This is a genomic window from Nocardia sp. NBC_00881 (assembly GCF_045207455.1).
GTDB lineage: Bacteria > Actinomycetota > Actinomycetes > Mycobacteriales > Mycobacteriaceae > Nocardia.
Genome location: NZ_CP108798.1, coordinates 1534479 through 1557304 on the forward strand (window position 1 = coordinate 1534479; position 22826 = coordinate 1557304).

General features: G+C 67.2%; 2 protein-coding genes. Both read left to right on the plus strand.

Annotated elements, in window-relative coordinates:
- Positions 1-24: 24 nt before the first annotated feature.
- Positions 25-10893, plus strand: coding sequence for an SDR family NAD(P)-dependent oxidoreductase (locus OH799_RS06345; protein ID WP_406276662.1), 10869 nt, complete (start codon positions 25-27; stop codon positions 10891-10893).
- Positions 10890-22763, plus strand: a complete 11874-nt coding sequence (locus OH799_RS06350; protein WP_406276664.1) for an SDR family NAD(P)-dependent oxidoreductase — start codon at positions 10890-10892, stop codon at positions 22761-22763. The genes OH799_RS06345 and OH799_RS06350 overlap by 4 nt, the downstream gene beginning before the upstream one ends.
- The last annotated feature ends 63 nt before the right edge of the window (positions 22764-22826 follow it).

The window sequence follows — 22826 nt, forward strand, 5'->3', positions numbered from 1 at the left end:
ACGCATCAGAGCAGGAGTTCCACAATGGCAGGCAATGACGAGCTGCGCCGGTATCTGAAGAAGACCGCGAATGAGCTATACGAGACCAAGCAGCAACTGCGTGAGCTCACCGATCGGTCGACCGAGCCCGTCGCCATAGTCGGTATGGCCTGCCGGTATCCCGGTGGCGTGCGGACCCCCGACGAGCTGTGGCGGGTGGTTGCCGACGGTGTGGACGCCATGGGGGACTACCCGACCGACCGGGGGTGGGACCTGGCGCGGTTGTACAACCCCGACCCGAGCGTGCCCGGCACTGTCTACACGCGACACGGCGGATTTCTGGACTCCATCGGGGACTTCGACGCGGCCTTCTTCGGGATCGGTCCGCGGGAGGCGACAGCGATGGATCCGCAGCAGCGACTGATGCTGGAGGCTTCCTGGGAGGCTTTGGAGGACGCGGGTGTCGACCCGGTGTCACTTCATGGCAGTAACACCGGTGTATTCGCGGGAGCAATTCACCAGTACTACGGTCCCCGCATCGGTTCGCCGGGTATGACCGCCGAGGCAGAAGCTCACCACTATCTCGGTGGTTCGGACAGTGTGTTGTCCGGTCGCATCGCCTACACCTTCGGATTCAAAGGTCCAGCGATCTCGATCGATACGGCATGTTCGTCGTCATTGGTGGCGCTGCATCTGGCTTGTCAGGCATTGCGTCACGGCGATACGGAGCTTGCTTTGGCAGGCGGGGTAACCATCATGTCCGATCCGTCGCTGCCGATTGCTTTTGCCCGCCAGCGCGCCATGTGCGTCGACGGTCGGTGCAAGGCGTTTGCGGCAGCTGCTGACGGGACCGGATTCTCCGAAGGCCTCGGGGTGCTGGTGTTGGAACGGTTGTCCGACGCGCAACGGCTCGGCCACACCGTGCTGGCGGTGATTCGGGGCAGTGCGGTGAACCAGGACGGCGCGAGCAATGGGTTGACCGCGCCGAACGGTCTGTCGCAGGAGCGGGTGATCGCGCAGGCATTGGCGAACGCCGGGTTGGCCCCGTCCGATGTCGATGCGGTGGAGGCACACGGTACCGGCACGATGCTGGGGGATCCGATCGAGGCGCGGGCACTGATCGGTGCCTATGGCGCTCGGCGCCCGGCGACACCGTTGCGGCTGGGTTCGCTCAAGTCGAATATCGGTCACACGTCGGCTGCGGCAGGCGTCGGTGGCGTGATCAAGATGGTTCAGGCCATGCGGCACGAACTGCTGCCGAAGACGTTGCATGTGGATGCGCCCACACCTCATGTGGATTGGTCGGCGGGTACGGTGCGCTTGCTCCAGGACAGCGAGCCGTGGCCCGCGGGGGACCGGATCCGGCGGGCCGGCATCTCGTCGTTCGGCGCCAGCGGTACCAACGCTCACCTCATTCTCGAGGAAGCACCGGCCGATCCGGTCGAAGCGGGGTCCGGAGGCGGGTCCGAGCAGGTCACGACCGCAGAACCCGTCGCAGCGGAGACCATTCCACTGGTGATATCGGCCAAGTCGGAAGAGGCTCTGCGGGCTCAGGCGGATCGACTGCGGCAGTGGTTGGTCGGCGATCCCGACGCGAATGTGTGGGATATCGCGCACTCGCTGGCGACCTCTCGGGCGCTGTTGGACTGGCGCGGCGCGGTCGTGGGACGTGACCGGGACGAACTTCTTTCTGGTCTGGCCGATGTGGCGGCCGGATCGCCCGGCGTGATCGAGTCCTGTGCGGGTTCTGACAAGACGGCGTTCCTGTTCACCGGTCAGGGAGCGCAGCGGGTCGGTATGGGCGCCGGCCTGTATGGCGCCTTCCCGGTGTTCGCGGCGGCATTGGATGAGGTGTGTGCTCAGATCGACCCCCTGCTCGGGCGGTCGTTGCGGAAGGTGATGTTTGCCGACCCCGAGAATCTGCTGGACCGGACGGAATTCACGCAGCCCGCGTTGTTCGCGTTCGAGGTGGCGTTGTTCCGGTTGATGGAGTCGTTCGGTGTGATACCGGATGTGCTGATCGGGCATTCGATCGGGGAGTTGGCGGCGGCATATGTCGCGGGGGTGTGGTCGCTGTCCGACGCCTGTGCCCTGGTGGCGGCGCGCGGTCGGTTGATGGGCGCATTGCCGGAAGGTGGGGCGATGCTCGCGGTGGCGGTCGCGGAAACGCGTGCCGCGGAGCTCGTCGCCCAGTTCGGTGGCCGTGTGTCGATCGCCGCCGTGAACGATCCGTCGTCGACGGTCGTCTCCGGTGACACCGATGCCATCGAGGAGATCGAACGAAGCCTTTCCGCCGAGGGTGTGAAGACGAATCGGCTGCGGGTAAGCCACGCCTTCCATTCGGCGCGGATGGATCCGATGTCGGCCGAGTATCGGACGGTCGCCGAGAGCGTCGCTTATCAGTCGCCGCGGCTGCCCATCGTGTCGAACGTGTCCGGTGAGGTCGCCGGAGACGCGGTGACCGATCCGGAATACTGGGTGCGGCAGATTCGGGGTTGTGTCCGGTTCGCACCTGGTGTGGACACTCTCATCGCGGGCGGTGTCCGGCGGTTCGTCGAGGTGGGGCCGGATGCGGTGCTGGCTGCGATGATGCGGGGCTGTGTGGCCGCAACACCGGACATCGAGTCGGCGTCTACCGTGGTGGCGGCCTCCCGCCGTTCGACCGACGAAATCGCGCAGTTCGTCACATCGCTGGCACAGGCTCACGTCGCGGGGGTGCGGGTGGATTGGACGCCGGCGTTCTCCGGTCGCCGAGTTCGGCGAGTCCCCTTGCCGCTGTACGCCTTCCGACATCGTCGCTTCTGGGTCGATCAACAGACTGTCGATACGCACCCGAACGCCATGGATCATCCGATCCTGACGGGCGTGGTCGGGTTGGCGGGCACCGATGAATGGCTGTTCACCGGTCGCTTCTCGGTACGTACCCATCCGTGGATCGCCGATCATATGTCCCACGGTGTGGTGGTTCTGCCCAGCGCGACGCTGATCGAGCTTCTGCTCGTCGCGGGCAATCAGATCGGTTGTGACGCGGTTGCCGAACTGACCTTGCTGGCACCTGTCTCGCCGGCCTTCGACGACGATGTCGAAATGCAGGCTCTCGTCCAGGCCCCGAATGACTTCGGGCTGCGACGGTTCGAGATCTACGTCCGAGCCTCGGCCGACGGAGAGTGGACACACAGTGCCACCGGCGCCCTCACCAGCCTGGCGGGCGGTGATTCGGGTTTGATGACGAGACTGCAGGATGAACAGTGGCCGCCGATCGAAGCCGAACCGTTGGACATCGCCGGGCTTCCCGAACAGATGGACACCGACACCGGGCTGCAGTACGGCCCGGCGTTCATCGGAGTCCGCGCCGCGTGGCGCCGCGATGACGCGGTCTTCTCGGACGTCGCCCTGAACACCGACGCGGCAACGCGGTCAGAACAATTCGATTTGCATCCGGCGCTGTTGGATATCGTCCTGCACGTAGGCGTTTCCTGGTTGATCTGCCGTGAGCTGGAGCCCGATCCGGACATCGGCTGGTTGTTGTTCCGGTGGGGAAACACACGCTTTCACAAGTCCGCCGACGGCAATTGGCCCGCGGAACTGACCGAGCTCCGGGTCATAGCTGTACCCAACGGTGTGCATACCATTTCGGTCGCCGCCGTCGACCGGGACGGGAACCCGATTGTTTCAGTGGACGCGATGGCGGCGCGACCGTACAACCTCGGGGAAATCAGCAGCACCCTGTCCAGGAATGAGGCGGGTTTGTACGAAGTTCGGTGGCAGCCACCCGGGGTGGCGGCCATCGACCGTCCCACACCCGAGATGGTGGTGCTGGCGGCCGAACCCGAGAGCAGGATCGATACGTGCTATGCATCGGTTGCCGATGTGGTGGCGGCGGATCGGGTTCCCGATCTCGTGGTGTGGCGAGCCGCAGAGGCGGCCGATAATCCCGAAGCAGTGCGGACGCGGGTACATGCGACATTGGCGGTGCTCAAATCCTGGCTCGCCGAACCGAAGCTGTCCGAGGCTCGGTTGGTGGTGGTCACGACCGGGGGTGCGGGCTTGCCCGGTGAGGTCCCGAGTCTCGCCGCAGCAGGCGTGTGGGGTCTGGTGCGCAGTGCTCAGTCGGAGAATCCGGAACGGTTCGTACTGATCGACGAGGACCCGGGCGAAGTGTTGGATGCCGATCGGATCGTCGCGGCCGTGCACACCGGTGAACCACAAGTCGCAGTGCGCAACCGGGTGATTCAGGTACCGCGGCTGGTTCGGGCGGATCCTTCGAAGGACACCGGCGAATCGCCCTCCTTCCAGGAGGCGACAGCGCTCATCACCGGCGGTACGGGCGGTTTGGGTACGCTGTTCGCGCGCCATCTCGTTCTCGAGCACGGCGTGCGGCGACTGGTGCTGACCTCACGGCAGGGATCAGCGTCGCCGGGTGCTGCCGAATTGGTTGCCGAGTTGGCGCAGGCGGGCGGCCAGGCCGAGATTGTCGCATGCGATGTGACCGACCGCGAGGCTGTGCAGAGTCTGCTGGACACCATTGATCCGGCTGGTGACCTGATCGTCGTGCACGCGGCCGGGGTATTGGACGACGGGACCATCGCGACCCTGCGCGATGAGCAGGTAGATCGGGTGCTGGCGCCGAAGGTAGCGGGGGCCTGGCACCTGGATCAGTCGACCCGTGATCGAAACGTCGTGGCGTTCGTAGGTTTTTCGTCTGTTGCCGGTCTCTTGGGATCAGCCGGACAAGGCAATTACGCCGCCGCGAACATGGCGTTGGATGCCTTGGTGCGGCAGCGGAGGGCCGCGGGTTTGCGGGGAACCGCAGTGGCATGGGGGCCCTGGAACCAGGGCACCGGTATGACCGGCGGTCTGGATCGGGTGGCCTTCGCCCGATTGGAGCGGTGGGGGCTGGATCAGCTTGCCGATGCCGAGGGTGTCCGGCTGTTCGACGAGGCTGTGCTTCGCTCGGACGGCGCGTCGACCGCAATGCGGTTCGATGCGAACGCGGTGCGCCGCACTGCGGATGTCGACACGATTCCGGCGGTTCTACGCGGTTTCGTGCGGCAGACGCGGCGCACCGAGGTGGCCGACTCCTCGGCGAGCCTGTCGGCGACCGGCCTGCTGGGCGGACGGCTGGCAGGTGTGCCGGAGGCGCGGCATGGCGCGATCGTTCTCGATCTGGTCCGGGAACAGGCCGCCGCGACGCTCGGGTTCGACTCGGTCGATGACGTCGGGCCGGATCAGCGCTTCGATGAGATCGGTTTCGATTCCCTGGGTGCGGTGGAGTTCCGTAACCGATTGGGTAAGGCCACCGGGTTGTCGCTGCCATCCACTCTGGTGTTCGATCATCCGACTCCAGCAGCAGTGGCGGTTGTGGTGCGCTCGCGGATCGAGCTGAAAACGCACACCGCGCCCAGGAAGGCACAACGGCGGGTGCGAGTCGACGAGCCGATTGCGATCGTGGGCATGGCGTGTCGGTTCCCGGGTGGGGTTACCTCGCCGGACGAGTTATGGGAGCTGGTAGCCGCCGGAGTTGATGCCACCGGTGAATTCCCGTCGGATCGCGGGTGGGATCTGGAACGACTGTTCGATCCGGACCCGGACAAGCCCGGTACGGTCTACAGCCGCCGCGGAGGGTTCTTGGACAATGCAGCGGATTTCGATCCGGGGTTCTTCCGGATCGGCCCTCGAGAGGCGTCGGCCATGGACCCGCAACAGCGGATGCTGCTGGAGGTCTCCTGGGAAGCATTGGAGAACGCGGGCGTCGATCCGATTTCGCTGCGCGGCAGCGATACCGGTGTGTTCACCGGCGCCAGCTTCGCGGACTACGTCTCTCGGGTAACCGGTGAGCTGGAGGGCTATCGGCTCACCGGCAATACGAACAGTGTGATCTCCGGCCGGGTGGCTTATGCCTTCGGTTTGGAAGGGCCTGCGATAACCGTGGATACCGCGTGCTCGTCGTCGCTGGTCTCGCTGCATCTGGCCTGCCAGGCGCTACGGCAGGGTGAGAGCTCGCTGGCGCTGGCCGGCGGCGTGACCGTTTACGGCAGTCCGTACCTCCATGTCGACTTCGCGCGGCAGCGTGGCCTGGCGCCCGATGGACGGTGTAAGGCGTTCTCCGCCGCGGCCGACGGCGTCGCATTCGCCGAGGGCATCGGAGTGCTGGTGCTGGAACGGGTCTCCGACGCCCAGCGCCTGGGGCACAACATCCTCGCTCTCGTGCGTGGTACGGCCGTGAACCAGGACGGTGCGAGCAATGGGTTGACCGCGCCGAACGGTCCCTCGCAGGAGCGTGTGATCGCGGCAGCGCTGGCGAATGCCGGTTTGGCGCCGTCGGACGTGGATGCGGTGGACGGTCACGGGACCGGTACGACCTTGGGTGACCCGATCGAGGCGCAGGCGTTGATCAACACGTACGGGCAGCACCGGTCAGGAGCACCGCTGCGGATCGGATCGATCAAGTCGAATATCGGACATACGGTGGCTGCGGCAGGTGTCGCCGGTGTGATCAAGATGGTGCAGGCGATGCGGCACGAAACTCTCCCGAAGACGTTGCATGTCGATGCGCCGAGCCCACACGTGGACTGGTCGGCGGGCGACGTCCAGTTGCTGACCGAGGCCCAGCCGTGGCCGCGCGCCGGGCGAATCCGCCGCGCCGGGGTGTCCTCGTTCAGCCTCGGCGGCACCAACGCACATGCCGTCCTGGAAGAAGCGCCGGCCCGTCGAGTTCCGGTGTCGCCGGTGGAATCCGCAGACCGGCCCGGCAGTGCCGTGGCGGTGCCCTGGGTGATCTCGGCGAGTTCCGAGTCGGGTTTGCGGGCACAGGCGAATCGACTGCGGGAGTGGGTGGTCGGCCATCCCGACACGGACGTGTGGGATATCGCGCATTCGCTGGTGACGTCGCGGGCCCAATTGGATCGGCGTGCAGCCGTCCTCGGCCGAGAACGCGAGGAACTGTTGGCCGGGCTGGCCGATGTGGCGGCGGGTTCGCCGGGCACGATCGAGGCGACGGCGGGTTCGGGCAAGACCGGGTTTCTGTTCACCGGTCAGGGTGCGCAGCGGTCCGGGATGGGGGCGGGTCTGTACGCGGCCTTCGACGTATTCGCGGCGGCGTTCGACGAGGTGTGCGCCCATGTCGATCCCTTGCTCGGCTGGTCGCTGAAGGATGTGGTGTTCGATCAGAACAACGCGGCGCTGCTGGATCTCACGGACTTCACCCAACCGGCGTTGTTTGCGTTCGAGGTGGCGTTATTCCGGTTGATGGAGTCGTTCGGTGTGATACCGGATGTGCTGATCGGGCATTCGATCGGGGAGTTGGCGGCGGCATATGTCGCGGGGGTGTGGTCGTTACCCGACGCGTGCGTCCTGGTCGTGGCACGTGGGCGGTTGATGGGAGCACTGCCCGGCGGTGGGGCGATGCTGGCTGTGGCCGCGGCCGAGGATCGAGTGACCACGGTACTCGAGGAGTTCTCCGGTCAGGTGTCGCTGGCTGCGGTGAACGGTCCATCGTCGATGGTGGTGTCCGGGGATGTGTTCGCGATCGACAAGCTCGCGGACAAGCTTGCGGTGGAGGGTGTGAAAACCCACCGGCTGCGGGTCGGTCACGCGTTCCATTCGGGCCTGATGGAGCCGATGCTCGACGAGTTCCGAACGGTCGCCGAAGGATTGACATATCGGGAGCCGTCGCTGCCGATCGTGTCGAACGTTTCGGCGGTCCTGGTCGATTCCGAGATGACCGATCCAGGCTATTGGGTCGAGCAGGTGCGAGCGTGTGTCCTGTTCGCGCCGGGGATCGACACTGCGGTCGACGCGGGCGTGCGTCGATTTGTCGAGATCGGACCGGACGCTGTGCTGTCCGCGATGACTCGACAGTGTCTGGCCGAGACTCCAGATGTCGAGAACCGCTCGACGGTGGTCGCGACGGCTCGACGCTCGACCGACGAGCCGACCCAATTCGTGTCCGCGCTGGCGCAGGCCTACGTAGCGGGGATCTGGGTGGACTGGGCGCTGCTGTACGCAGGTCGCGCGACGTCGCGGGTGCCGTTGCCCACCTATGCATTCCAGCATCAGCGGTATTGGCTGGAGCCGGCGGTCCAGGCATCGCCGAACGCATCGGGGCACCCGGTGGTGACGGGGGTGGTGCAGGTTGCGGGTAAGGACGAATGGATGCTCATGGGCCGACTCGCACGGCGGACACATCCCTGGCTGGCGGACCACAGAAGCTATGGCGTCATGGTTGTGCCGAGTACCACGATGCTGGAGATGCTTTTGGCGACCGGACCCCAGTTCGGCTCCTGCGGCGTGGAAGAACTCACCTTGGAGACCCCGATCCTTCCGCCTGAGGACGGTGATATCGAACTTCAAGTGCTGGTCGACCAGCCGGACGAAACGGGGCGGCGTCACTTCCGCTTCCACTATCGGGTCGCCGGTGACGGCGAGTGGGTACGCAACGCGAGCGGAGTCCTGGCCAGCGCCCTACCGGCAACGGAGCCGCTGATGGAGCGGCTCCGGGCCGAGCCGTGGCCGCCGCTGGAGGCCGACCCGATCGATCCGGAACGGATCCACGCGCATATCCGGGCGGCCGCGGGACTCGAATATGGGACTTCTTTTCGCGGCACCGAGCGGGCGTGGCAGCGCGGCGACACCGTTTTCTCCGAGATCATCTTGGATCCGGCCGTCGACTCTGCGGGTTTCGTGCTGCATCCGGGCCTGTTGGATGCTATCGGGCACGCCGGTCTCGCCCGTCTGATGTGGCCGGAGCTCGGGAACGATCCGGACCGAGGCATGTTGGTGTTTCGCTGGGGCGGTGCCCGATTCTACGATGTCGCACGGCCGACGGCGGTGCGGGCGATCGTCACGTCGAAGGGGGAGGACGCCATCGCCGTTGCGGCGATGGACGACAACGGGAACCCGCTCGTCTCCGTCGACGAGGTCGTTGTCCGGTCATACGGCGTCGCCCAGCTGCGCGACTCCCTGTCGGGCGGTGATATCGGGGCATATGAGCTCCGGTGGACGCAGGTGGACGCGTCGTCCGCCGGCGCTGTCTCCGATGGGATTGCCGCACTCGGCTCGATCTCGGTTGCGGGTGTACGGGAGCGATATCCGGACCTCGGTAGCCTGGTAACGACTGCCGCCGCTGTACCGGAGGCGGTGGTGTGGTCCGTCGTCGACGCCATCGCTGCCCGAAACGACGACATCACGGCTGCCACGCACGACCGAGCGCGCTCGACGCTCCATATGCTCCGGACGTGGCTCGACCAGGATGCCTTGGAGCAAACCCGGCTGGTCGTCGTCACCCACAACGCCGCGGGACTGCCGGGCGAGACGCCGGATCTCGCCGTAGCTGCGGTGTGGGGGTTGGTTCGCAGTGCGCAAACCGAATACCCCGGCCGGATCGTTTTGCTCGACTGGCAGTCCTCGCTCGACGCACCGCCGCTATCGAGCGACACCGTGCGGACGATCCTCGCAACCGATGAGCCCCAGGTGGCTGTTCGGGGGGACACGGTACTGGTGCCGAAACTGGTGCAGGTGCAGGCGTCCGCCGCGACGAGGCCGTCTTTCGGTTCCGGCACCGTGATGATCACCGGAGGTACCGGCGGGCTCGGTGGGCAGCTGGCCCGGCACCTGGTTGCCGAGCATGATGTCCGGCATATGCTGCTGGTGTCCCGCAGCGGCGCAGACGCCGAGGGTGCAGCGGAATTGGCCGCGGAACTGAGTGAGCGTGGGGCCGAGGTGCGCATTGCGGCCTGTGACGTCGCGGACCGGCCGGCACTGCGCGCCCTGCTCGACTCGATCGAGCCCGAAAAACCATTGACGGCTGTGGTCCACGCAGCCGGCACGCTCGATGATGCAACGATCCGAACCCTCACCGACGACCAGCTGGATCGGGTGTTCGAACCGAAGGTCGATGCGGCGTGGAATCTGCATGAGGCGACGCGGGGCGCGGACCTTTCGGCGTTTGTGCTGTTCTCATCGATTGCCGGTGTCTTCGGGTCTGCGGGCCAGGCCAACTATGCCGCCGCGAACAGCTTCCTGGACGCGTTGGCCGCGCGGCGTCGTGCCGAAGGACTGCCCGCGGTGGCTCTGGACTGGGGTCTGTGGGAGCGGACCGGAGCAGGATCCAGCGGTATGGCGGACACCCTGGACGAAGCCGGAATCGCACGGCTGGCCCGGCTGGGTATGCGTCCACTGACCCAGGCGGAGGGCCTTCGGCTGTTCGATACTGCTGCCGGCATCGGATCGGATCCGGCGGGCGCATCGGCGCTGGTTGTGCTTCGCCTCGATATGAACTACCTGCGACGGGACATCCGCGCTGACGCGGTCCCCGCCGTATTGCGAGGGCTGGTAGCGCATTCGGAGCGCAACGTGGTGAGCGAGACGCGATCCCGCGGTTTCGAGCTGGGCCGAATACCGGAGGCCAAACGAGAGCGGGCCGTTGTCGACCTGGTTCTCGAGCAAGCCGCTGCGGTCCTCGGTCATGCGTCGACGAGCGATATCCGGCCCGACAAGTGGTTCGACGATATGGGCTTCGACTCGCTGGGTGGTGTGGAGTTCCGGAACCGGCTTTCCCAAGCCACCGGCCTCCAGTTGCCCTCGACGCTCGTATTCGACTATCCGACGGTGACCGAGTTGGCCCGATTTCTGCACGACCGGCTGGCCTTGACCGTTACTGCGGAGACCCCCGCCGCCGACCGCGCTGCGGCGGGGGCCGCACCCGGCGACCTCGCCCGCCTCGAAGCGATGGTGGACCGCGTTCTGGCCGTGGCGGGCGACGACGAGACGACCGTCACCGCCCTGCTCGGCATCGGCGACCGGCTTCGGGCCCAGCTGGGCGAGGGCCGGCAGACCGACGAGTACGACGATCTCGCCGCGCATTCCAGTAGCGAGCTGTTCGACCTGATCGACGAGGAGTTCGGCCCAGCATGAGCAACGAAGAAAAATTCACCCGGTATCTGCGGAAGCTCACCGGCGACCTGCGCGCTGCGAACAGCCACATCCACGAGTTGGAGGAGCGTGCCAGGGAACCCATCGCCATTGTCGGTATGAGCTGCCGCTATCCGGGCGGCGTGGATACCCCGGCGCAACTGTGGGATCTGGTCGCCTCCGGCACCGACGCGGTCGGTGCTCTTCCGACCGATCGAGGGTGGGACCTCGAGCGGCTGTTCAACCCGGATCCGGATGTGCCGGGCACGATCTACACCCGTGAGGGTGGGTTTCTATATTCGGCAGCCGATTTCGATGCGGGCTTCTTCGGAATCGGTCCTCGGGAAGCCGCAGTGCTGGATCCGCAGCAGCGTTTGATGCTCGAGGCATCCTGGGAGGCGTTGGAGGACGCGGGTATCGACCCGGTGTCGCTGCGCGGCAGCGATACCGGGCTCTTCGCCGGAGTCTTCCACCAGTACTACGGTCCGCGCGTCGGCTCTCCGACGTTGACGGCCGAGGCGGAAGGCCATGCCTACCTGGGCGCGGCGAGCTGTGTGTTGTCCGGCCGGATCGCTTACACGTTCGGCTTCAAGGGCCCCACTTTGTCGGTTGATACTGCGTGCTCGTCGTCGCTGGTGGCGTTGCATCTGGCGTGTCAGGCGTTGCGGCAGGGCGATACATCGCTCGCGTTGGCGGGTGGGGTGACCGTGATGTCGGATCCGTCCTTGCTGATCGCGTTCTCACGTCAGCACGCGCTATCGCCGGATGCACGCTGTAAGGCATTCGCGGCGGCCGCCGACGGGACCGGCTTCTCCGAAGGTCTCGGGATGCTGGTGCTGGAGCGGCTGTCGGACGCCCAGCGGCTGGGTCACACTGTGCTGGCGGTGATCCGGGGCAGTGCCGTGAACCAGGACGGCGCAAGCAGGGGATTGACGGCGCCGAATGGTCCCTCGCAGGAGCGGGTGATCACCGCGGCGCTGGCGAATGCCGGACTGGATCCCTCCGAGATCGATGCGGTGGAGGCGCACGGTACGGGCACGATGCTGGGGGATCCGATCGAGGCGAGGGCGTTGATCGACGTATACGGTCGGCAGCGGGAGAGCGGGCCGTTTCGTCTGGGTTCGCTCAAATCCAATATCGGTCACACCTCGGCGGCTGCGGGCGTCGGCGGTGTGATCAAGATGGTGCAGGCAATGCGGCACGAAATCTTGCCGAAAACCCTGCATGTGGATGCGCCTACCCCCCATGTGGATTGGTCTGCGGATACGGTGCGGTTGCTGACCGAGGCCGAACCGTGGCCCGCCGGTGAGCGGGTGCGCCGGGCAGGCGTGTCGTCGTTCGGGGTCAGCGGCACCAACGCACATGTGATTGTCGAGGAGGCGCCCGGCGATCCGGTCACTGCGGAGGCCGAGGACACTTCGGCGGAGGGCGACTCCGCGGAGGTACCGTCGACGGCGCCGAGTGTTGCGTCGGATGTCGTCCCCTGGATCGTATCGGCGAAGTCCGAGCCCGCCCTACGGGCGCAGGCGGATCGACTGCGGCAATGGTTGCTCGGCGAACCCGACGCGAACGTGTGGGATGTAGCGCATACCCTGGCGACCTCGCGGGCGCTGTTGGACTGGCGCGGTGTGGTCGTGGGGCGGGATCGAGCGGAGCTGCTGGCAGGTCTGGCTGCCCTCGTCGCCGACGCGTCCTCCGATGGCGTGGTCAGCGGCGTCGTGGGTACGGGGCGCACCGCGTTCCTGTTCACCGGTCAAGGCTCCCAGCGGCCCGGAATGGGCCGGGAGCTGTCTGCGGCATTTCCGGTGTTCGCGGCGGCACTGGACGAGGTGTGCGCCGTGTTCGATCCACTACTCGGACGGCCGTTGAAAGATCTGATGTTCGCCGAAGGCGACACAGCCTCGGGCTATGGCGCCGACAGTGGCGCAGTGGCACTGCTGGATCGCACCGAATTCACGCAGCCGGCGCTGTTCGCGTTCGAGGTAGCGCTGTACCGGCTCGTCGAATCTTTCGGCCTGACCGCGGACGTGCTGCTCGGTCACTCCATCGGTGAGCTGGTGGCCGCCTATGCCGCCGGGGTCTGGTCGCTGCCGGACGCATGTGCGCTCGTCGCAGCACGCGGGCGGTTGATGGGCGCGTTGCCGGCGGGCGGGGCAATGCTGGCGGCGGCCCTGTCCGAAGACGAGGCGGTCGCCCTGGTGGCCGGACACTCCCACCGGTTGTCGGTGGCTGCAGTGAACGGGCCGTCGTCGGTGGTGTTGTCCGGCGATGTGGACGCCGTCGACGAGGTCGACCGACAGCTCGGTGAGCAGGGCCGCAAGACGAGCCGGTTGCGGGTCAGCCATGCGTTCCACTCGGCACGGATGGTGCCGATGCTCGATGAATTCCGGTCGGTGGCAGCGGGTTTGACCTATCGGACGCCGACGATTCCGATCATGTCGAACGTGACCGGTGAGGTGGTCGATGGTGAGCTGACCGATCCGGAGTACTGGGTGCGACAGGTACGGTCGGCCGTGCGGTTCGCTCCGGGGGTACGGGCACTGGCCGCGACCGGGACCCGGCGGTTCCTGGAGGTGGGCCCGGATGCCGTCCTGGCGGCGATGACGCGCCAGTGCGTGGCCGAGGAACCCGAGGTCGAGGCACGGTCGATGGTGGCTGCCGCCGCGCGGCGCGGTGCGGATGAGGTTGCGCAGTTCACCGCGTTTCTGGCGGCTGCGCATGCCGCGGGTCTCGAGGTGAACTGGTGCTCCCTGTACGCAGGACGGCGGCTACAGCGAATTCCGTTACCGACCTATGCATTCCAGCGCAGCCGGTACTGGATATCGTCGAGCAGCGAAGTCGGCGACGTGAGTCGTGCCGGACTGCTGCCCATCGACCACCCCATGCTCGGTGCGGCGATTTCTGTGGCCGGCAAAGACGAATGGTTGTTCTCCGGTCGGATTTCTATGGCATCGCATCCGTGGATCGCCGATCACGCGGTATTCGGTGGGGTGCTTTTACCGGGGACCGGTTTCGTGGAGCTGGCTTTGGCGGTCGGCGCTCGAGTAGGCGCTGCCCTGGTCGACGAGCTGTTTCTGGTAGCACCGCTGCGGATGGACGACCACGTCGAGGTGGACATCCAGATCACCGTCGAGGCGCCGGACGACGACGGGCGCAGGCGGTTCGTCATCGCGTCCAAAGCCACTGGCGAGCGGCCGGACGACGGATCCGGAACCACGCACGCGCGTGGCATTCTGGCGCCGGGCGTACCGATCGACGCTCCGGCGTTCGGCGGCGGCACCGGGCTGTCCACCGAGGGCGAAGCGATTTCCGGCGAGGCGTTGTACGACCGGTTGGCCGCGCGCGGCTTCGGCTACGGACCCGCGTTCCAAGGTGTGCGCCGGCTGTGGCGTGACGGTGAGGATGTCGTGGCTGATGTGGCGTCGGCCGCCGAAATCGGTGCGGACGCGGTCGGCTTCGGTATCCATCCCGCGCTATTCGACGCCGCGCTGCATGCCGCCGTGCATGAATCGGTCACCGACCTGCCGCAGGACCATCTGCCGCTGCCGTTCTCGTTCCACGGCGTGCGGCTGTTCCAGCCCGGGGCGACGGCCGTGCAGGTTCGAATCCGGCGCACCGGCGCCGACAGCGTACGGCTCGAGACCGTCGACGATGCGGGCGCGCCGGTATTGACCGTCGAAGCACTGCAGTCGCGGCGCGTAAGCAGCCAGACACTGCACAAGGGACGATCCGTTGGACCGAACAACCTCTACGAGGTGCGGTGGTCCGCGGTCGAATCGCGGGCGCAGGCCGGCACGGGCATCCGTCGAATCGCCGCCTTCGGCTCGCCGGGGAGGCTCGGATTCGACGAAACCCACCGGGATCTGTCCGCCCTCATCGAGGCAGCCGGTGCCGATGGAGCGGCGCGGTTGCCGGTCGATGCCGTGGTGTGGTTCACCGACCCGGTCGACACGGAGTCCAGTGTCGACACGGCGTCGTCCGACGAAGAGCCGTCGGAGGCGGAGACTGTGCGTGGGCGTGTGCACTCGGTATTGGCGACCATTCGCTCCTGGTTGCGCCTGCCTTCTGCGGCGGATGTCCCCTTGGTTGTTGCGACGCGCCACGGGGCGGGTCTGCCGGGCGAAGATCCCGATCTGGGCGCGGCAGCCACCTGGGGCCTGCTGCGTAGCGCGCAGTCGGAACATCCCGGCCGAATCGTGCTGGTGGACAGCGATAGCGATAGCGAGGCCGGGCCCGAACTGATATCGGCCGCGCTGGACGCCGACGAGCCGCAGCTGGCGGTACGCGCGGGTGCACTGCTGGTGCCGCGGCTGACCCGTCGCGATACGGCGGCGACCGGATCGAGTCTGGCGATCGGGACCGGTTCGGTGCTGATCACCGGCGGCACCGGTGGGCTGGGCGCACTGGTGGCCCGACACCTCGCGGTGGCGCACGGTGCACGTGAGCTGGTGTTGGTGTCCCGGCGCGGTGACCGGGCCGAAGGTGTTGCCGACCTCGTCACCGAGCTGAGCGAACTCGGGGCCCGGGCCCGAGTGGTGGCCTGCGATGTGAGCGATCGCGCCGCGGTGGCCGCAATGCTCGACGAGCTCTCCGACGGTCCGGCGCCGACCGCCGTGGTACACGCGGCAGGTGTGCTGGCCGACGCCACCATAGAGGCGCTCACGCCCGAGCAGGTCGACCGGGTGCTGGCACCGAAAGTCGACGCGGCCCTGAACCTGCACGAGCTCACGCTGGGTCACGACCTGTCGGCGTTCGTCCTGTTCTCCTCGGTCGCGGCGGTACTCGGATCGCCGGGGCAGGGCAACTACGCGGCGGCGAACTCGGTGCTGGACGCTCTGGCGCGGCGCCGGGCGAACGCTGGTCTCCCCGCCGTTTCCATGGCGTGGGGTCCGTGGAACCAAGGCAGCGGCATGACGGCCGACCTGGGCCATGAGGGCGTGGACCGGCTGTCGCGGATGGGTTTCCGACCTCTGGCCGCAGCCGATGGTCTCGCACTGTTCGACTCGGCGGGTGGCGCGGATACACCCTTCGTCGCCGCGGTCGACTTCGATCCGGCGCCCCTGTCCGTCCAGGCGCGTGCGGGCCTGCTGCCGGGGCTGCTGCAGTCGTTGGTGCCGTCACCGCGTCGCACCGACAGTGGTGGTGGTGGCGATCTGGCGAGGCGATTGGCGTCGGCGTCGCCGGACAGCTACGACACGATCGTTCTCGATTTCGTCCGGGATCTGATGGCCAGCGTGCTCGGGCACGCTTCTGGAGCTCTGATCCAGGCCGAGACGCCATTCAGTGAACTGGGTTTCGATTCGCTGGGTGCGGTGGAGTTCCGCAACCGGCTCACCAAAGCCACGGGTCTACAGCTACCGTCGACCCTGGCCTTCGATTATCCGACCCCGACGGCCGTGGCCCGGTATCTCCGCTCGCGGGTCGGCGGCGCGAAGAAGACCGCTGCGCCCACCCGTCGTCGGACGCACATCGACGAGCCGATCGCCATCGTGGGCATGGCCTGCCGATATCCCGGTGGTGTCGAATCTGCGGATGGGCTCTGGGATCTGGTGGCGTCGGGCACCGATGCCATCAGTGAGTTCCCCTCGGATCGTGGCTGGGACCTGGATCAGCTGATTCATCCGGACCCCGACCACTCGGGAACGTCCTACACCGAGGAGGGCGGGTTCCTCGAGAATGCCGCCGATTTCGATGCGGGGTTCTTCGGGATCGGACCCCGTGAGGCCATCGCCATGGACCCGCAGCAGCGGTTGCTGCTGGAGGTCTCGTGGGAAGCGTTGGAGCACGCGGGGATCGACCCGACCGCGCTGCGCGGCAGCGATACGGGTGTCTACACCGGCGTGATGTACCAGGACTACGACGCCCTGGCGCGTAACGCCGGACCGGAGATCGAAGGGTATGTCGCCACCGGTTCGGCAGGCAGCGTGGTTTCCGGGCGGGTGGCCTATGCGTTGGGCTTGGAAGGGCCCGCGATGACGGTGGATACCGCCTGCTCGTCGTCCCTGGTCGCACTGCATGTGGCCTGCCGGGCGCTGCGTGAGGGAGAGAGTTCCTTGGCATTGGTGGGCGGTGCGACAGTGATGGCGACGCCGACGGTGTTCGTCGAGTTCTCCCGGCAGCGTGGTCTGGCCCGGGACGGTCGGTGTAAGTCGTTCTCGGCGGCTGCTGATGGTGTCGCGTGGTCCGAAGGTGCCGCGGTGTTGGTGGTGGAGCGGCTGTCGGATGCGAAGCGGCTGGGCCACAACGTATTAGCGGTCGTTCGGGGCAGTGCGATCAACCAGGACGGTGCGAGCAATGGTTTGACGGCGCCGAACGGCCCTTCGCAGGAGCGGGTGATTGCGGCGGCGCTGGCGAATGCGGGTGTGGGTCCAGGCGATGTGGACGTGGTGGAGGCGCACGGCACCGGCACGGCGTTGGGTGACCCGATCGAGGCGCAGGCATTGATCGCCGCCTACGGTCGGGACCGGGCGGGTGAGCCGCTGCGGATCGGGTCGTTGAAGTCCAATATCGGTCATTCGCAGGCCGCGGCGGGCGTCGGCGGTGTGATCAAGATGGTGCAGGCCATGCGGCATGAGACCTTGCCAAGGACACTGCATATCGACGCGCCGAGCCCGCACGTGGATTGGTCGGCGGGCGAGGTCCAGCTGTTGACCGCCGCCCAGCCGTGGCCTGCGGGCGACCGGGTGCGGCGTGCGGGTGTGTCGTCGTTCGGGATCAGCGGCACGAACGCGCACGTGATCATCGAGGAAGCGCCGGCGCCGTCGTTCACACACACCGGAACACCTTCTGACGGTGCCGAACTCGCGCCGGTGGGGTCGAATGTCGATATCGCGGTCGTGCCGTTGGTGGTGTCGGCGAAGTCGGACGCCGGGCTGCGGGGGCAGGCGGATCGGTTGCGGGCGTGGTTGGCCGATCGTCCGGACGTGGATGTGTGGGCGGTGGCGCGGTCGTTGGTGGACTCGCGGGCCGCGATGGATCGGCGCGGCGTCGTCGTCGGGCGGGATCGGGCGGAGCTGCTCGCCGGCCTGGCGGGGCTCGCCTCCGGGTCGGCGCCATCGGGCGTGGTCGCAGGAGCGACAGTCCCAGGAAGGACGGCCTTCCTATTCACTGGTCAGGGTGCGCAGCGTGCCGGGATGGGTGCGGGGCTGTACCAGGCGTTTCCGGTATTCGCGGCGGCCTTGGACGAGGTCTGTGCCGAGTTCGGCCGCCACCTCGACCGCCCGCTGCGGGAGGTCGTGTTCACCGATCCCGACGGGGTGCTGGGTCGAACGGAATGGACGCAGCCGGCGTTGTTCGCCGTCGAGGTGGCGATGTTCCAGTTGCTGGAGTCGTTCGGTGTTGCTCCGGATGTCGTCGCGGGGCATTCGATCGGCGAATTGGCGGCGGCGTACGTGGCGGGGGTGTGGTCGCTCGCCGACGCGTGTGCGCTGGTATCGGCGCGTGGCCGGTTGATGGGGGCGTTGCCCGAGGGAGGTGCCATGCTGGCGGCCGCCGTATCGGAGGCGGCGGCCGTGGAGTTGATCGACGCGTACGGCGGTCGGGTGTCGCTCGCGGCGGTGAACGGTCCGGATTCGGTGGTGTTCTCGGGCACGGCGGATGCCGTCCGCGAGATCCAGCAGCGGCTCTCGGACACCGGCCGAAAGAACACGTGGTTGCGGGTCTCGCACGCATTCCATTCGGCGTTGATGGAGCCCATGCTCGACGAGTTCCGCGCCGTGGCCCGAGGGTTGACGTATCGGAAGCCGTTGTTGCCAATCGTGTCGAACGTCTCGGGTGTGCTGGTCGGCGACGAAATGTGTGATCCCGAGTATTGGGTGGCGCAGGTGCGTGGTTGCGTCCGGTTCGCTCCGGGTGTGGTCACCCTGGTCGAAACGGGTGTGCGCAAGTTCGTGGAGGTGGGTCCGGACGCGGTGCTGACCGCCATGACCCGCGAATGTCTGGCGGCGCGTCCCGATGTGGAGGCGAAGTCGACCGTGGTGGCGGCGTCGCGGCGATCGGTCGACGAGGCGGTCGGGTTCGTCACGGCCCTCGCCTACGCGCAGGTGGCGGGTATACCGGTGGACCTGCGGCGCTTGTTCGCCGGGCACGGGGCGGGCCGGGTGGAGCTGCCGACCTATGCGTTCGAGCACCAGCGATATTGGCTGGCTCCCGCTGCCGGAGGGAGCGACGTTCGGACCTCCGGCCTCGACGATGTGCACCACCCGTTGCTGGGGGCGGCGGTCTGGTTGCCGGACTCCGATGGTGTGGTTCTGACCGGTCGGTTGTCGTTGTCGAGTCACCCGTGGCTGGCCGATCACGCGATCGGCGGGACGGTGCTGTTGCCGGGCACGGCGTTCGTGGAGTTGGCGTTGCATATCGGTGCGATGGTCGGGAGCCCTCGACTGGTCGAGCTGGTCGTGGAGGTGCCGATGGTCGTGCCGTCGGCGGGTGCCATCGAATTGCGGGTGATCGCGGCCGAACCCGGTGATGCGGGCTCGCGCGCCGTATCTGTGTATTCGCGCCCGCAACGCGAGGAGGGGCCGGATCGCCCGGAGTGGGTCCGGCACGCGACGGGAACTGTTGTCGCCCAGTCACTGTTGTCTCGGATCGGCGGGACGGCGGCGACCTGGCCGCCAGTGGGGGCCGCACCGATTGCGCTGGGCGATATCTACCGGGAGTTCGCCGAGCGTGGGTATGCGTATGGACCCGTATTCCAGGGGTTGATGGCATTGTGGCGGCGCGGCGATGAGGTGTTCGCCGAGGTGGCGCTGCCGGAGCAGGCCCACTCGTCGGCGGACGGGTTCGGCATACATCCAGCCTTGCTGGATGCGGTGCTGCATTCGATAGCTCTCGGCGGACTGGCGGAGCCTGCTCCCGCGGGTGCGGCGCTGGTGCCCTATTCGTGGGAGAACGTCGACATCTACGCCGTTGGTGCGGTGTCGGTACGAGTCCGGGTGACCTCGGCCGAGTCCGAGGCGGGCAATCAGCGATTCATGGTGACGCTGACCGACCACCAGGGGGCGCCGGTGGCCGAAATCGGGGCATTGACTCTTCGTCCGGTCCCGATCGCCGCCTTGGGCGGGGCCGGTGCACCGGCCGCGGGTAACGGCCTGCACCACCTGCGGTGGGTTTCGCTGCCCGTGCCCGATTCGGGTGACCTTGTCGCGGAAGGGGATTGGGCCGGCAATGACGAGGGCGAGACGGTGATCGTCGACAACAGTCCCGTGGCGGTGTTGCGGGTCGAGGACGCGGGTGCTGGCGTGGATGTTCCCGGTGCGGTGCACGATCGGGTTGTCCAGGTTGCGGCGCGGGTGCGGGAGCTGCTGACCCAGCATGATCGGGTTGTCGCGGTGGCCCGGGGAGCGGTCGCAGTGGAGGCCGGCGAATCGGTGGATCCGGTCGCTGCTGCGGTCTGGGGTTTGCTGCGTAGCGCCCAGAATGAGAGTCCCGGCCGGATCGTCATCGTCGATATCGATCGTGGGCAGGACTACCGCGTCGGCGTGGCTGTTGCCCTCGCTATCGAGGAGGAACCTCAGCTGGCGTTGCGGCGGGGTGTGCCGCATGCGGCGCGGTTGAGTCGTGGTGTCGGCGATACCGTGGGTACGGGTGAGCTGCTTCCGGCTCCGGGTTGGGCATTGACCCAGCTCGGCAAAGGCACGTTGACCGGTGACAACCTCACGCTGGTCGAGACACCCGCCGCGCCGGCATCGCTCCGTCCCGGAGAGGTCCGGGTAGCGCTCCGCGCGGCCGGCCTCAACTTCCGCGACGTGCTGATCACGCTGGACATGTATCCGGACCCGCAGGCGGCCCTTGGTGGTGAGGGTGCCGGAGTGGTGGTGGAGGTGGCACCCGATGTCACCGAATTCGCCCCTGGTGATCGCGTCTTCGGGTTCCTCACCGAGATCGGTTCCATGGCGGTGGCCGACAGCAGGGTGCTGGCCCGGGTGCCGCAGGGTTGGTCGTTCGCGCAGGCCGCCGCGGTGCCGGTGGTGTTCACCACTGCGTACTACGGCATGGTCGATCTGGCCGAGGCGCAACCCGAGGAAACGCTGTTGTTGCATGCCGCCACCGGTGGTGTCGGCATGGCGGCGGTCCAGGTGGCGCGTCACCTGGGCTTGCGACTGCTGGTGACGGCGAGCCGACCGAAGTGGGATGTGCTGCGCGATATGGGATTCGAGGACACGGCGATCGGCGATTCGCGGACCCTGGACTTCGAGCGCAAGTTCCGCGATGTCACCGAGGGGCGCGGTGTCGATATCGTTCTCGATTCGCTAGCCGGCGAATTCGTGGATGCGTCATTGCGATTGTTACCGCGTGGTGGACGATTCCTCGAGATGGGGTTGACCGATCGCCGCGATCCCGGCGAGGTCGCCGAGCAGCATCCGGGTGTGCGCTACCGGGGCTACCATCTCAGCGAAATCGGCCCCGACCGGCTGCACGAGATTCTGAACATCCTGGTAGACCTGTTCGACACCGGTGTGCTCGTTCCCCCTCCGGTCACCGGATGGGATCTGCGGCAGGCGCCCGCAGCGTTCCGGTTCCTGAGTCAGGCCCTGCATATCGGCAAGAACGTGCTCACCATCCCGACGCCGCTGCGACCCGAGGGGACAGTCCTGATCACCGGCGGTACCGGCGGGCTGGGTGCCGTGGCGGCTCGGCATCTCATTGCCGAGCACGGCGTGCGGAGATTGGTGCTGGCCAGTCGGCGCGGTCGCGGCGCCGACGGCGCGGCCGATCTCGCGGCAGAATTGACCGAACTCGGCGCGCAGGTGGATATCGTGGCGTGCGATGTCGCCGACCGAGCGGCCCTCGAAGGCGTGCTATCGGCCATCCCGGCCGAGCATCCGTTGACCGGGGTTGTGCACACCGCGGGCGTGCTGGCCGACGGTGTGCTCGCCGAGATGACACCGGAGCAGTTCGAGACAGTGCTGCGGCCGAAGGTCGATGCCGCGTGGAATCTGCACGAGGCGACGAAGGATCTGGACCTGTCGATGTTCGTGCTCTACTCCTCGATCGCAGGCACGATCGGCAGTCCGGGCCAGGCCAACTACGCGGCAGCAAATGCCTTCCTGGATGCCCTCGCCCACCACCGGCACCGCATCGGGTTGCCGGCGACGTCGGTGGCATGGGGGCCATGGCGCGGGACCAACGGTATGACCAGCACGCTCGCCGAGGCCGATCTCGCGCGTCTGCGCCGCGGGGGTTTGCTCCCGCTCGACGAGAAAGACGGGATGTCGCTGCTGGACGCTGCTGTGGCTGTCGGTGTCCCGGCGAGCGCCGGGGTGCGTCTCGACGTGGCGGCGCTGACCGCGCAGGCCGACTCGGGGTCGCTGCCCCGAGCGCTCAGTGCGCTGGTCACCGCCATCCCACGCCGTGCCGATAGTGGGGTGTCGCTGGCGCAACGGCTTGCCGCCACACCGGAATCCGACCGGGTGGGTGTGGTACTCGCCCTTGTCCAGGAGCACGCCGCGGCAGTCCTGGGACACCCCTCGGCTGCTGTGGTCGAACCCGAGACCCCGTTCAGCGAACTGGGTTTCGATTCGCTCGGTGCGATCGAACTACGGAATCGGCTCGCCAAGGCGACGGGTCTGACATTGCCGTCGACACTGGTGTTCGAATACCCGACCGCCATCGCGGTCGCGACATTCCTGGGCTCGCACTGGGAAGACAAGTCGACCACCTCCACGGTCGACGACCAGATCGCCGCGCTCCGATCATTGTTGGCGACCCTGCCGTCGGCAGGCGAGAAAGAGCGCCTGGCCGACCGGATCCGCGCGACGCTGGCCGAAGCCCTGGAGGAACGCGAATCCACGGCCAACGACGACCGCGCCGCGGTCGAGGACGCGAGTGCCGACGAGCTCTTCGCGCTTATCGATCAGCAAATAACACGCTGAGAATAATCCGTCGACTATCGGGTGGTGATCCCTCCAGAGCGCCAGCCCTTGTGGGGGTCGCCG

What these genes read in the sequence shown, in the direction of transcription:
- OH799_RS06350 (WP_406276664.1), top strand. Translation starts at nt 10,890, where the DNA reads ATGAGCAACGAAGAAAAATTCACCCGGTATCTGCGGAAGCTCACCGGC.
- OH799_RS06345 (WP_406276662.1), top strand. Translation starts at nt 25, where the DNA reads ATGGCAGGCAATGACGAGCTGCGCCGGTATCTGAAGAAGACCGCGAAT.